This is a genomic window from Bradyrhizobium sp. AZCC 1610, assembly GCF_036924515.1.
Taxonomy (GTDB): domain Bacteria; phylum Pseudomonadota; class Alphaproteobacteria; order Rhizobiales; family Xanthobacteraceae; genus Bradyrhizobium.
This window is the reverse complement of sequence record NZ_JAZHRR010000001.1, coordinates 5,461,261-5,473,908: the sequence shown is the minus strand read 5'-3', so window position 1 is coordinate 5,473,908 and position 12,648 is coordinate 5,461,261. Positions and strand designations below refer to the sequence as shown.

General features: G+C 62.3%; 10 protein-coding genes and 1 pseudogene. 3 read left to right on the top strand and 8 right to left on the bottom strand.

The annotated features are described in order from the left end of the window. Nucleotides 1-33 precede the first annotated feature (33 nt). Nucleotides 34-2,712 carry a flavin-containing monooxygenase gene (locus V1279_RS26960; protein ID WP_334442144.1) on the bottom strand — a complete coding sequence of 893 codons (2,679 nt, stop codon included), beginning with the start codon at nucleotides 2,710-2,712 and terminating at the stop codon, nucleotides 34-36. A 346-nt stretch (nucleotides 2,713-3,058) separates the two neighbouring features. Continuing rightward, nucleotides 3,059-4,003 carry a LysR family transcriptional regulator gene (locus tag V1279_RS26955; protein WP_334442142.1) on the bottom strand — a complete coding sequence of 315 codons (945 nt, stop codon included), beginning with the start codon at nucleotides 4,001-4,003 and terminating at the stop codon, nucleotides 3,059-3,061. Nucleotides 4,004-4,233: 230 nt separating this feature from the next. Between V1279_RS26955 and V1279_RS26950 the strand changes: the two genes are divergently transcribed. Beyond that, on the top strand, nucleotides 4,234-5,211 hold the full coding sequence (locus V1279_RS26950; RefSeq protein ID WP_334442140.1) for a Bug family tripartite tricarboxylate transporter substrate binding protein: 978 nt from the start codon (nucleotides 4,234-4,236) through the stop codon (nucleotides 5,209-5,211). Between the two features lie 43 nt (nucleotides 5,212-5,254). On the opposite strand, the gene V1279_RS26945 is transcribed toward V1279_RS26950, so the two are convergent. Further along, a complete protein-coding gene (locus tag V1279_RS26945; protein ID WP_334442137.1) occupies nucleotides 5,255-6,955 on the bottom strand; it encodes a phospholipase D-like domain-containing protein in 1,701 nt (566 codons plus the stop codon). Nucleotides 6,956-7,140: 185 nt separating this feature from the next. On the opposite strand from V1279_RS26945, the gene tenA reads away from it, so the two are divergent. Continuing rightward, entirely contained in the window at nucleotides 7,141-7,815 is a 675-nt protein-coding gene (gene tenA / locus V1279_RS26940) for a thiaminase II (protein WP_334442134.1), read from the top strand. 74 nt (nucleotides 7,816-7,889) lie between these two features. Here the strand turns inward: tenA and V1279_RS26935 are convergent, their stop codons facing one another. The 5 genes from V1279_RS26935 to V1279_RS26915 form a co-directional block, all read right to left on the bottom strand. Further along, a complete protein-coding gene (locus V1279_RS26935) occupies nucleotides 7,890-9,080 on the bottom strand; it encodes an ABC transporter permease (RefSeq protein ID WP_334442132.1) in 1,191 nt (396 codons plus the stop codon). Nucleotides 9,081-9,082: 2 nt separating this feature from the next. Beyond that, nucleotides 9,083-10,243 carry an ABC transporter permease gene (locus V1279_RS26930; RefSeq protein WP_334442130.1) on the bottom strand — a complete coding sequence of 387 codons (1,161 nt, stop codon included), beginning with the start codon at nucleotides 10,241-10,243 and terminating at the stop codon, nucleotides 9,083-9,085. Beyond that, nucleotides 10,240-10,920 carry an ABC transporter ATP-binding protein gene (locus V1279_RS26925; protein WP_334446586.1) on the bottom strand — a complete coding sequence of 227 codons (681 nt, stop codon included), beginning with the start codon at nucleotides 10,918-10,920 and terminating at the stop codon, nucleotides 10,240-10,242. The genes V1279_RS26930 and V1279_RS26925 overlap by 4 nt, the downstream gene beginning before the upstream one ends. Nucleotides 10,921-10,971: 51 nt before the next feature. Further along, the gene (locus V1279_RS26920) at nucleotides 10,972-12,027 is read right to left on the bottom strand and encodes an efflux RND transporter periplasmic adaptor subunit (protein WP_334442127.1); all 1,056 of its coding nucleotides are present in this window, start codon (nucleotides 12,025-12,027) and stop codon (nucleotides 10,972-10,974) included. A gap of 303 nt (nucleotides 12,028-12,330) precedes the next feature. Next, a complete protein-coding gene (locus tag V1279_RS26915; protein ID WP_334442125.1) occupies nucleotides 12,331-12,438 on the bottom strand; it encodes a zinc-binding dehydrogenase in 108 nt (35 codons plus the stop codon). Between the two features lie 27 nt (nucleotides 12,439-12,465). Here V1279_RS26915 and V1279_RS26910 point away from each other — a divergent pair. Further along, nucleotides 12,466-12,564, top strand: a pseudogene (locus tag V1279_RS26910) (DUF2066 domain-containing protein); the annotation flags it as partial. Between the last annotated feature and the right edge of the window lie 84 nt (nucleotides 12,565-12,648).

Here is a 12,648-nt window from a genome sequence, read left to right as displayed (position 1 = left end):
GTCAAGTCGCCCAACTATTGCTTGCCTTGCCCGCTACCCCGCGGCAGCGTTGACCGCGATCGGCGAGGCATCCTGGCCACTCGCTTCCAACTTCCGGGGCAATCCCGCAAAACCGCGCAGCGCTTCGGCCATCTTCGCACGTCCGCTGACGCCGGTGATCACCACATCCACCATCATCAGGGACGTGTGGATGTGGCCCCGCGCCTGCAATTGTTCGACCGGGACACCGGCGGCTGAAAGCGCCTCAGCATATTCGGTGCCCTCGTCACGCAGCGGATCGAACTCGCAGGTCGCCACGAACGCCGGGGGCAGGCCCGCCAGATTGCCGCGCAGTGGCGAGGCGCGCGGATCGGTGCGGTCGGCGGGCGAACAATAGATGTCCCAGAACCAGAACATCAGCGATCGCGTCAGGAAATAACCGACCGCATTGTCGGTGTAGGACGGGCGGTCGAACCTGCAATCGGTGACCGGGCACACCAGGAGCTGGCCCGCGATCTGCGGGCCGCCGCGGTCGCGCGCCAACTGACAGGTGACGGCGGCGATGTTGGCGCCGGCGCTCCAGCCCGCGACCAGCACCGGTCCCGATTTGCCGCCAAGTTCGGCCGCATGTTCGGCGATCCAGCGCGTCGCCGCATAGCCATCCTCGGCCGCCGCCGGGAAGCGATGCTCGGGCGCGTGACGGTAGCCGACGCTGACGACGATCATTCCGCTCCGGCGGCAGATGTCGCGGCAGAACGGATCGTCGGATTGCTCGTCACCGAATACCCAGCCGCCGCCGTGGAAATAGACCACGATCGGATGCGGCCCTGATGTTTCCGGCCGATAGAGACGGTAGGACAATAGACCATCGGCGCCGTGCAGCACGCCGTCGCCGACATCGCCGACCGGGCGGCCGGCGGGACGTCCCTTATTGAATTCGGTGACGAAGTCGCGCGCGCCCTGCGCGCCAAGCTGTTCGATTTGCGGCAGGTTCATCTCCGCCAGCATGCCCAGCACCAGCCGCACGTCCGGCTGCAGGCGAACCACCTCGCCATCGTTGCATTGCTCTGCAACGTTCGGGCCCGATAGTTTGAAGCCAAGCATGCCGCGGCCGACGACCTCGTTGCAGATGCTGCGATAGGGGCCGACGCCGCCGGTATAAGGCATCACGCCCTGCGCCTTGCCGGGAACGTTGGCGCCCGTGTACCAGGTGTTGGCGAGCCGATGCAGAGTGATCATCGAGCAGTCGGCCATGTGCTGCGCCCAGCCGGCCTGCGCCGTCTCGGTTGCGTCGATGGTCGTGAAGCCGGCCTCGCGCATTGCCGCCAGTCGGTCGACCACCCAGTCGACATGCTGCTCGATCGAGACCGCCATGTTCGACAGCACCGACGGGCTGCCCGGGCCCGTGATCAGGAACAGGTTGGGAAAGCCTGAGACCGTGAGCCCGAGATAGGTCTGCGGGCCGTTGGCCCAGACGTCGGACAGCGATTTGCCGTCGCGACCTGTGATCGGATGCACCGCCTTGATGGCGCCGGTCATGGCGTCAAAGCCGGTCGCGAACACGATCATATCGACGTCGAAGGTGCGCTTGTCGGTCGTGATGCCGGAAGCCGTGATCTCTGTGATCGGCTCCTGCCGCAGGTTTACCAGCGTGACGTTGGGACGGTTGTAGGTGGCGTAGTAGTTGGTATCGAGGCAGGGACGCTTGGCGCCGAACGGATGGTCGTGCGGGGTCAACGCTTCGGCTATCTCCGGGTCCTTGACGACGTCGCGGATTTTCTCGCGGACCAGATCGGCGAGCAGCGTATTGCCGTCGACATCGACGCCCTGGTCGGCCCAAAGCTGGGTCAGGATGTAGACGAGATCGCCGGTGGCCCAGGCCTGCTCGAAGCGCTCGCGGCGTTCGGCATCGCTCAATTGCCAGCTCACCGCCATCTGTTGCGGATACGGGACGCCTGCGAGCGACCAGCGCGCCTGCTCGCGATAGCCGGCGCGGTCGCCTTCCAGCATCGCGCGGCGGTCCGCCGGCGCAGCACCGTTATGGGCAGGCAAAGCGAAGTTCGGAGTGCGCTGGAATACGGTGAGATGCGCTGCCTGCTCCGCGAGCAACGGGATCGACTGGATGCCCGATGATCCGGTGCCGATGACGGCGATGCGCTTGCCGGCGAGCTTGACCTCTTCATGCGGCCAGCGGCCGGTGAAATAGACCTCGCCCTTGAAGTCCTTGACGCCATCGATCTCCGGCGGCTTGGGCGCGGAGAGGCAGCCGGTAGCCATGATGTAGTGGCGGCAGGAAACATCAGCGCCATTGTCTGTGGTGAGCAGCCAGCGTTCCGCGCTCTGATCCCAGTTCGCCGCCGTGACTTTGGTGCGAAAGCGGATGTCGCGCCGCAGCTCGTATCGGTCGGCGACGAAGCCGAGATAGCGCAGGATTTCGGGTTGCGTTGCGTATTTCTCCGACCATTGCCACGCGCTCTCCAGTTCGGAATCGAACGTGTAGCTGTAGTCGATGGTCTGGATGTCGCAGCGCGCGCCGGGATAGCGATTCCAGTACCAGGTGCCGCCGACATCGCCGGCCTCCTCGATCACGACAGCAGTGAAGCCGGCCTTGCGCAGGCGATGCAGGAGATAGAGGCCGGCAAATCCGGCGCCGACGACGGCAACATCGACCTGTTGCGTCGTACCGCTGTTTGTCGTTTCAGAAGAACGTGCTGCGACCGCTGCGTCTGGCATGCCACTCCTCCCGTGCGTTTTATAATTTTGGGTAGGCTACTGCCGCGTGTTCGGTTTGTCATCAGGACAAATTCAATCATTGAGTGTTTGCTCCAAACGCGCTGCCGACGCGCCTGATCGGCGGTTTCACGAATTTCGCCGTGCGAAGCAGCGACTTACCCGCAGAGGCTCTGCGCTCTCTCGACGTCGTCCCTGCCTAGTGCGCAATTGCACACGGGCGCAGGGACCCATACCGCGTGATCTCTCGATAAGGCAGTGTGGCAGACGCCTTTCGCAAAACTTCCGCCGGTGGTTATGGGTCCCTGCGTTCGCAGGGACGACACTGAGTGTGCCGCGCGCTCGTTCGCTACGCGCGCTTGCGCCGTTCGCTCGCGCGGCGGCGCTCGTTGCCGATGGCCGCCCAGTTCGGGCTGAAATTGAGCGTGAAGTCGCGAAAGCTCTCCACGGCGGGCGAGAGCGATGCGCTATGTCGCACGAACATCGCGATCTTCCATTTGACAGCCGGCTGCAGCAGCGGCAGGAACGTCAATCCGAAGCCGCGCACCAGCGGCTCGGCCATCGAGGGGCAGATCACGGCGCCCTGTCTCACCCGCAGCATCGACAGCGCCGTGTTCACCCGGTGCACCGGCACTAACTCCCTGGGGTGATGCCGGGGCGGCACGTTGCTCAACACATTGATGGCGACGTTGGGCATGTAGTTGAGCAGCGGCCGCTCGCGCAGATCCTTCCAACTGACCGACTTGCCTTTTGCCAGCGGGTCATCGCTGCGCAAGGCCACCCAAAGCGGGTCGGCGCAAATCACGTGTACTTCCACCGACTGATCCGGGACGACGCCCGCAGGCCCGAACCCGATGTCGGTAGAGCCGTTCTGCAGGCCCGCCAGCACCTCCTGGATCGGCACGTCGTCGAAGCGGACGTCCACGCCGGGATGGCTGTTGTTGTACCCGGCGATCAGTTCCGGAAGCAGCGTGCAGGATAGCGTTTCGGGCGCCGCGACGCGCACCAGCCCGCGGCGCAACTCCTTGAGATTGGTCAAATTGTCGAGCGCCTCGTCCAGGCTCGAAAGCACGCGCCGTGCCATCGGCGCAAAGGTCTCGCCGACCGCAGACGCGGAAACTTTTCGGGTCGTGCGGTCCAGCAGGCGGACGCCGACGCGGCTCTCCAGTTCCTTGATCAATCCTGAGAGCGCGGCCTGCGACAGGTGCATGGCCTTGGCGGCTTCCGAGAAGCTCGCGGCCTCCAGCACGGCCACATAGGCGCGCAACTGCCGCAGTGTCACATCCATCCCCATGCCGCGCCTCCGAGCTTTCACCGCTTTCCGTATTCATAGGCTACGCTTATCAATCGGTCAAAAAATACACATTGTTCGATAGAAGGCGCGTCTCTATCGTTGCGGTATCGACAAGACGAAGGGCCAAGCGATCCAGCAATGCGATCGCGCCAACGCGGCTCGATAAAAATGGGACGGACGCGCCGGGCTGCAGCGCTTTTCACGCGGCCCTTTATTCCCAAGAGGCATCTATGAAAGTCACACGCCGAACTCTGCTGGGGACCATCGCCGCCGGTTTCGCCGCAGGTCCGCACCTTCCCGCGTTCGCCGAGGGCGATTGGCCGTCCCGGCTTGTGCGGCTGGTGTCGCCCTATGGGGCCGGCGGCGCAAACGACATCTCGTTGCGTATCCTGGCCGAACAGTTCGGGCGCAACTTCAATCAACAATTCATTGTCGAGAACAAGCCGGGGGCGGGCACCCGCATCGCCAACGAACTGGTCGCGCGCGCGGCGCCGGACGGATACACCTTCCTCTACGCGGCCGCGCCCTATGCCACCGCCGAAGCGTTGTATGGAAGACTGAAATACGAGCGCAAGGATCTGCAGCCGGTGGCGATGACCGTCATGGCGCCGCTCTTCCTGATCGTCAACGCGAAGGCGAGCTTCAAGAATCTGCAGGAGATGATCGGGTACGGCAAAGCGCAGCCCGACGGCCTCACCTTCGCTTCTCCGGGCGCGGGTTCTCAGCCGCATCTGGCGGCCGAGTTGTTGTTGAGGGATGCGGGCATCAAGGGCCTCAACGTCCAGTACCGCGGCGATGCGATGGCCTACACCGAACTGCTCGCCGGCCGCGTCGATGCCACGTTGACCGCGATCAGCACGGCGTTGCCGCATATCCAGAGTGGCGATTTCCGCGTGCTCGGCGTGGCTTCCGCCGATCGCAGCGCCATCTACCCCGCGGCGCCGACCTTGCGCGAGCAGGGCTTTCCCAACGTCGTCGCTTCGGGATGGTTCGGCTTCATGGCGCCGTCAGCCACGCCGCGGCCGATCGTCGAGCGGATGCAGCAGGAGATCACTCGCGCGCTGGCCGATCCCGAGGTGAAGCAGAAGCTGCTCGCCCAGGGGCTCGAAGCACACAGCCGCACGGCCGCCGAGTTCGGCAAGTTCATCGACGACGAGACGCGCAAATGGGGCGAGGTGATCCGCGCGGCAGGCCTCAAGGGAGAATAGGCAAGTTATGCCATGAGGGACGATGCTCGCAGCATGGCGAATGTCAGGAGAATAACTTGCGGTCACGAATCTTTCGTTCGTCGGTATAGTACTCGCTCCACCACGCCTTCTCGCCACGCTTTCGCGGCGGCCTGGCCAATTGCAGTTTTTTCCTGGCCTTCCTGGCGTTGGCTTGCGCAACACGGAAATGATAGTGATCGAAGATTCTGAGCGCTTCGATCATATAGGACACGGCAATACGCCGGTCCTTTATCAAAAGGAGATTTTCGCCATTCGATGTGTCGGCCGCAGAAGAAAAATTGTAGGAGCCGAAGTAAACTCTCGCGGTGGGCTTGTCGAAATCAATCACCACGAACTTGTGGTGCATTCGATTTCCTCCGCCTCCTTTTGGTTCGGACTTGAAGGGCTCCGGCACGTTTTTCGAAAGCGCCGCTGGAAAGACCGGCTCGACCTTCCCGTCCGGCTTTTGAAAATCCAGGCCTCCGACTTTTTTGTCAGAGATGCCATAGAGAAAGATGCCTTTGGCCTTGGCCAGTTTCTTGACCGCCTCGCGAACAGGTCCTTCGGTCTGAAACAGAAATGCCAGGGAAAACAGCACGCTCGATTCCGCCGACTTCATGTCTTCCGCAATGCCGTCGAGCAGCGCGTTGCTGCTGACGTGTGGTGAGAAGGAAACTTCTGCGTTGATATTGTCCAGCCCGAGACTGGTCCACTCGGCTGGTCTCGTGGCGCCGAAGTCCGCGGCCGCGTCGTTCTCCCAGTAGCTCTCAAACGCATCAAGAAAGGGCTTGATGGCGGATTCGCCGGTCAGGACAACGGCGTTGTTGGACTGAACATAGAACCCTCGCCACGAGAAATTCGTCGAGCCGCAGACGGCTTTCTTCAGATTTGGTCCATCGACGACGATGGTCTTGTTGTGCTGAAGCGCGCCCATCTTCTGGCGCTTCACGTTGTCTTCTCCGGCTGTTTCCTTCAATCGCCTTGCGGCCTGCGACTCTCCCGATTCTGCAGGTCCGTGTTCCCCCGCATTGTCGATGATGATTTTCAGGCGAGAGCCCAGCTTCTCCAATCGGGACACCACTTCAATTTCGCTTAGATCGTATGCAACAACCCGAACCGCTGCGTCTTCATCCTCAATCGCCTGATCCAGAACCTCGAGAATTGCATGGCGGGCTTCAAAGCCCATCCAGGCGAGCGCCTCATCCTTCTTGGGGTGGGTGGGTTTGAACTTGAGGCCGTCTTTGGCTTTTGCGGGCAGGAGCTTGGAAATCGTCTCGTATCTGTCGACGAACGCCTGCGACAATACGAAGCCGCGTGTGTAAGTGACATTGAGTTGATCCGGATAGGTTTCCCGGCGCAGTTCAATGGCCGCCTCCTGCGGCTCGCCAAAACTCAGTTCGTCCAGCTTGTTCATGAAAACCGGGGTAACCCGGTAAACGAATTCTCCCGCCAATTCGGCGTTTCGAGGAAAATGCACCCAGCGAAATTTCTGTATGGGCGACTGCATCGTGGTCAGCCGATTTGGATTGGTCTTTCCGCCAGCGCCGGGAAACGCGATCCGGTTCTTCAAGGCAAAGAACCTGTTGCCGAGCGGCTCCTTGTATTCGATGGCAAAACCGACGAAATCGAGCGGCGGCTCATCGTCCTTCCAATCCATGGCGAGCAGAGCCATGCCATCGCCGCGATGAACCTTGAGGGTAAAGAGCGCGTCGGCGTTGCTTCCCGTGACCTGAAATTCAGACATTGGCTGATACCCCAAGTTGAAGCTTAATGCAACTTTAGGGCGATCCAGATCCTGTCCGCAATGGCGAAGTAAGGGCCGGAGCAGCTATCTTTGAATTGTCACAGAAACGGCAGTGGCCAAGCCGATATCGAGCCACTATTGGTAGTAACGGGGTAGCACTCTGGAATCGGGCCCGGCGAGAGATCGTGAGTTTCTTCGAGCGTCTAAAGACAGAAGCGTCCGCGGAGTGGCGGGCCTACACCGAACATCCCTTCACGGACGGGTTGGCGGACGGCTCGCTCGCCGAAGCGGCGTTTCGTCACTACCTCGTCCAGGACTACCTGTTCCTGATCGAATTTGCCCGCGCCTACGCGCTCGCCGTCTACAAGTCGCTCAAGCTCGCCGACATGCGTGAAGCGGCGGCAGGCCTCTCGGCGATCCTCGACGTCGAGATGAACCTGCATGTGAAGCTCTGCGCCGGCTGGGGCCTGTCGCCGGGCGATCTCGAACGAGCGCCTCCGGCGGTCGAGATGCTGGCCTATACACGCTACGTGCTCGACGCGGGGATGCGCGGCGATCTGCTGGCGCTCAAGGTGGCGCTGGCCCCCTGCGTGATCGGCTACGCGGAGATCGCGACGCGGCTCGCCTCAAGGCCCAATGCGGTCGCTGCGACGAATCCCTATCGTGTCTGGATCGCCGAGTATGCCGGTGCGCCATACCAGGAGGTCGCGGCGAATGCGCGGGCGCACCTGGATGGTCTCGCCGATCGCTACGTCACACCGGCCCGCGAGGCCGAGCTGATCGCAATCTTCAAGGAAGCCACCCGGCTCGAGGCAGATTTCTGGGAAATGGGCTGGCGCGCGGGCCAGCCCGTTGAATAGTCATCGACGGCGTACCGGGCCGGCAAACCCCGCGAACACGTTTGCCGGCACCTCGCGTGCAGGGAACAGCAAGCTCAGTTCGCATACAGGCCTTCGACGATCGGCAATCGCGCGGCGCGCAGTGCCGGAAACAGTCCGCCGATCAGGCCTACGATCAGCGCAAGCGCAACACCCTCGGCGATCAGCCAGGGACTGAGCTTGAAGTCGAACACCACCTGCGTGAAGTTGCCGCCAAGGGTCGAAGCCGTGACGCCGTCGAAAATCAGGTAGGTGGCGGCGGCACCTAACAGGCCGCCGATGACGGCGAGCAACAGCGATTCGGCCAGCGTCCCGACAAAAGCGGGGAAGCCGCCGAAGCCGATGGCGCGCAGCGTTGCGATTTCCGTCGCGCGGGCTGCGACCGACGAATACATGGTGTTGAGCGCGCCGGCGACCGCCCCCAGCGCCATTGCGATCGCGAGCGGCCAGCCGAGCTTCTGAATCAGATCAGAGGTCTGCGACGCCTGTTCGGCAAAGTAGGCTGCTTCGGATTTGACATCGAGCTTCAGCCGCGGATCGTTGTCGCTATAGCTTTTGAGCCCATCCAGTGCGGCCGGCCCGGTGAGGCGTGCGCGCACGGTCTGGACGATGTTGTTGCGGTTGAACAGGCTCTGCACCACGTTGAGATCGGCCCAGATCTCGGATTCGAACACGCTGCCGCCGGCCTCGAATACGCCGACGACGTTCCAGCGCGTGGCGCCGAACGACACGGTAGAGCCGATGTCGAATCCCTCGAATTCCTGCAGCAATGCCTTGCCGACCACCACCTCATTACTGCCGCGGTTGAACATGCGGCCGGCGGTGATGGTAATGCCCTTGCGCAACTCGCTGCCCTGTTCGCCGATCCCGCGCAGCGGCAGATTGGCCTTGGTTTTGGTCGAACGCTTTATGCCGTCGACCACAAGATAAAGTTCCGGCGAGATCAGGGGCTTGCCGTCGCTGCCGCGTGCGATGCCAGGCCCGTCCTCGATCAGCCGCACTTGATCGCGGCTCACCGTGCTGTTGATTTCGGCCTGCGAGCCGGCCCGCAGCACGATCGCGATGTCGTCGGCTCCGGATCCCGCGATGGTGCGCTGGAATCCGTTGGCCATCGCCAGGAAGGCGAGCAGCACGATCACCACCAGCGCGATCGCAATCACCGTCGAGAGCGAGAGCCAGCGCCGCTGTCCAATGCTTTTGAGATTGATGGCGGTGACGGCCGCCACCTGAAGCCAAAGCGAGCGCATGCTTATCCCCGTCCGAGTGCGGTTGCGATTTTGAGCCGCATGGCGTTGAGCGCCGGAATGATCCCCGTGATCAGCCCAAGCGCAATCATCAGCGCCAATCCCTGCAGCGCGATGGTCGGCGATACCGCAAAAGCGGGCGCGATGTTGGAGAGGCTGGTGCGGAGCGCCATGGCAATCAGCGCCGCGATCGCCAGTCCGGGAATGCCGCCGAGCAGCGCAAGCAACACGGATTCGCCGAGCACCATCTTCAGGATCCGCGGACCTGAGAAGCCGAGCGTCTTCAGCACGCCGATCTCACGCGTCCGCTCCCGGATCGACAGCGCCATCGTATTGCCGACGATCATCAGGATGGTGATGAACGCGGCGCCGACGACCAGCAGCACGATCAGCGCGATATTGCCGAACTGCGCCGCGAAGGCCTTCCCGAACGCCTTTTCGGTATCGGTCGAAGTCTCGGCGGTGGAATTGGCAAACATCGCGTCGATCGCCTTTGCCACGCGATCATTGTTTTCGGGCGAGGTGGTCTGCAGGATCATCCAGCCGATGGTGTCCTTGCCGAAACTGCGGGTTTCGTCGAAATAGGGGTACTGGAACAGGAGAAAGTTGGTGTCGACGTGCTCGGCCTTGCCCTTGACGATGCCGGCAATGGTGAGATCCCAGGTGTGGCCGCCGCTCTTCTGGCTGAAGATGTTGCTGTTAAGAGGGATGCGATCGCCGATCTTCCAGCCCCACTTCTGCGCCAGGCTTTCGCCGACCACCGCGCTGCCGCGGTCACGCATGAAGGCCTGAAGCTGTTCGGGCGGGACTTCGAATTCGCTGCGATACACGTCGAAATAGGTGTTCGGCTCGATCGCGAGCGCCATGATGAAGTTCTTCGGGTCCTGATAATAGCCGCCGAACCAGTTGGCGAAGGTCACCTGCCGTACCCCTTCCACCGCGCGCACGCGAGTGAAGTAGGCGATCGGCATCGGCTGGGTGAAGTTGATCTTGTTGACGGTGATCATCCTATCAGCGGCGGCGGCATCCTCGCCGGCGGTGAAGGCGCGGTAGAATCCGGCGAGCACGCCGAAGATCATGAAGGCGATCAGGATCGACACGATCATCAGGCTGGCGCGCAATTTGCGGCGGAACAGGTTTTTCCGTACCAGGTCGAAGTCGTTCACGCGGCAAGCTCCCGTTCGACGAACCGGCCCTTGTCGAGATGCAGGACGCGCTTGGCATAGTTTGCCGCCGCAGGGTCATGCGTCACCATCACGATGGTCTTGCCAAGTTCGCCATTGAGCAGTTGCAGGATCGAAAGGATCTCGTCGGCGGATTGCCGATCGAGATCGCCGGTCGGTTCGTCGCACAGCAGCAGGTTCGGATCGGAGACGATGGCGCGCGCAATCGCCACGCGCTGCTGCTGGCCGCCCGACATTTCGCGCGGACGGTGCTTGATACGGTCGGCGAGCCCGACCACGGAAAGCGCGGTGTGAACGCGCGCCGCGCGCTCCTTGCTCCGCAATTTGGTGAGCAACAGCGGCAGTTCGACGTTCTGCGCCGCGGTCAGCATCGGCATCAGATTGTAGAACTGGAAGATGAAGCCGATATTGGCGGCCCGCCAGGCGGCAAGTTCGCCCTCGGAGAGGCCGTCGATGCGCTGATCCGCGACCGCGATCTCACCTGCGTCGGCGCGATCGATGCCCCCGAGCAGATTGAGCAGCGTCGTCTTGCCCGAACCGGACGGCCCCATGACGGCAATGAAATCGCCGCGGGGGATCGCCAGATCGAGATGATCGAAAATCGAGATCGTCTCCTTTCCCTTGGTGAAACGCTTAGCTACGCCGGTAAGGCGAACCATCGGATGTTCGGCTGTCACACTTGTCTCCTTCTCAAGGAATCCGGCTGGAGGCTATTTCGCGGCGGTGGCTTCAGCGGCGCCATTTGCTTTGGCGTCGCGCAGAAAGTTCACCTTCACCGCCATGTCGGGCAGAATGCGCGGGTCCTTCTTGGTGAAGCGGATCCGAACCTTCACCGTGGCCTTCTCGCGGTTCGCCGTCGGAACGATGGCAATCACCGAAGCGGGAATGGTCCAGTCCGGATAGGCATCCAGCATCGCGTTCACGGCGCCTCCGGGACTGACCCGGCCAATGAAGGCTTCGTTGACGTCGACTTCGATTTCGATCGAATCCATGTCGACGATGGTGCAGATACCGGTGCGCGTGTAGCCGCCGACCGACATCGGTGAAATCATCTCGCCCGGCTGGGCGCTGCGGTCGATGACGACACCGGCGAACGGCGCCCGGATTTGATGCTTGTCGAGCATCGAGGCGCTGCGCTTGGCGTCGATCTTTGCGGTCTCGAATTGCGACTGCGCCTGGCGCAATTGCGCGCTGAGCACGCCGACCCGGGCCTGCGCCTTGGTCAGATCGGCCTCGGTGGCAAAATTCTTTTGCGATAGCGTTTGCACACGCGACATGATCCGCGTCGCGTCCTCCAGATCGGCCGTGATCGCGGCGACCGCGGCATCGGCCGTCTCGGCGCGCGAGCGGGCCAGCTCATAATCCTTTTCGGCAAGCACGCTATCGAGCCGCGCCACGATCTGACCCTCGGTCACTGTCATGCCTTCGTCGATGAAGACCTCGACCACTTTTCCGGTGATCTCGGCCGCAACGGTTGCCTTGCGGCGCGCCACCACGTAGCCGGAAGCCGCCAGATTGCCGGCCGCCTTGTTATTCGTTGCAGGCTGCTGAGGCTGCGGCTGCGCGGCGGGCTGCGGTGTGGTCTGCGATGCGGTCTCTTTGGGCGGGTCCTGCCTGCGGAACTCGAAAGCGGCAAAGGCGAATCCGACGACGCAGGCGACGATGGCCGCCGAGATCGGCAGCCAGCGGCGATTAGACCGTTCCGCCTTATTGGCGCCGCGATCAATGGTGAGCGATCTCAGTAATTCGCTCTTGTCTTTGGTCATTGTTCATTTCCATCCGGCTGCTTGCTGCAACTTCCGCGCGGGCGGCATTATTCTCGCGCTGGTGGTCTCGCTCACAGCCGGTCTACATCTCTAGCCATAGCAGGGGCGGGCCCTCAGCTTTCGGTGAGGCGGCGACCCCAGCTCGGTTGCAAATCCCGTTCAGCTCTCGCGAGCGCCAGGCGGCGCCCGTTTTTCGACGAGGCGAATAGCGGGAATTTAAAGCTTAATAGCGGCGGAAGCAATTGCTGGAACCAGCAAGAGTTGCATGTGACCAGATGCCGCCATTTTGGGTAATGCCGTGGTTCATCCAATCGCAATCGCCACTTTGCCGAAATGCGCGCCGCTTTCCATATGGGCAAACGCCGCTTTCGCCTGGTCGAACGAAAAGGTTTTGTCGATCACCGGCTTCATGCGACGAACCGCGATGGGATGGACTGGCACGGTCAGACGCACCGGTGGCAAGTTCGCGGCGTGACATTTGACGAGGCCTTCCGACCCGGTACGGGCGGCGCGGCTCAGATTTTGTCAGGCAACGGGATCCAGGCGACCGCGCACAGCGCTGACGGAATTCGCCGTGGGCTGCCGCAACGCGTGCACGAGTCGCTGGTCAGGATGGAGCGC

What these genes read in the sequence shown, in the direction of transcription:
- V1279_RS26925 (WP_334446586.1), bottom strand. Translation starts at nt 10,920, where the DNA reads ATGGTTCGCCTTACCGGCGTAGCTAAGCGTTTCACCAAGGGAAAGGAG.
- V1279_RS26935 (WP_334442132.1), bottom strand. Translation starts at nt 9,080, where the DNA reads ATGCGCTCGCTTTGGCTTCAGGTGGCGGCCGTCACCGCCATCAATCTC.
- V1279_RS26915 (WP_334442125.1), bottom strand. Translation starts at nt 12,438, where the DNA reads ATGAAGCCGGTGATCGACAAAACCTTTTCGTTCGACCAGGCGAAAGCG.
- V1279_RS26955 (WP_334442142.1), bottom strand. Translation starts at nt 4,003, where the DNA reads ATGGGGATGGATGTGACACTGCGGCAGTTGCGCGCCTATGTGGCCGTG.
- V1279_RS26945 (WP_334442137.1), bottom strand. Translation starts at nt 6,955, where the DNA reads ATGTCTGAATTTCAGGTCACGGGAAGCAACGCCGACGCGCTCTTTACC.
- V1279_RS26960 (WP_334442144.1), bottom strand. Translation starts at nt 2,712, where the DNA reads ATGCCAGACGCAGCGGTCGCAGCACGTTCTTCTGAAACGACAAACAGC.
- V1279_RS26950 (WP_334442140.1), top strand. Translation starts at nt 4,234, where the DNA reads ATGAAAGTCACACGCCGAACTCTGCTGGGGACCATCGCCGCCGGTTTC.
- V1279_RS26920 (WP_334442127.1), bottom strand. Translation starts at nt 12,027, where the DNA reads ATGACCAAAGACAAGAGCGAATTACTGAGATCGCTCACCATTGATCGC.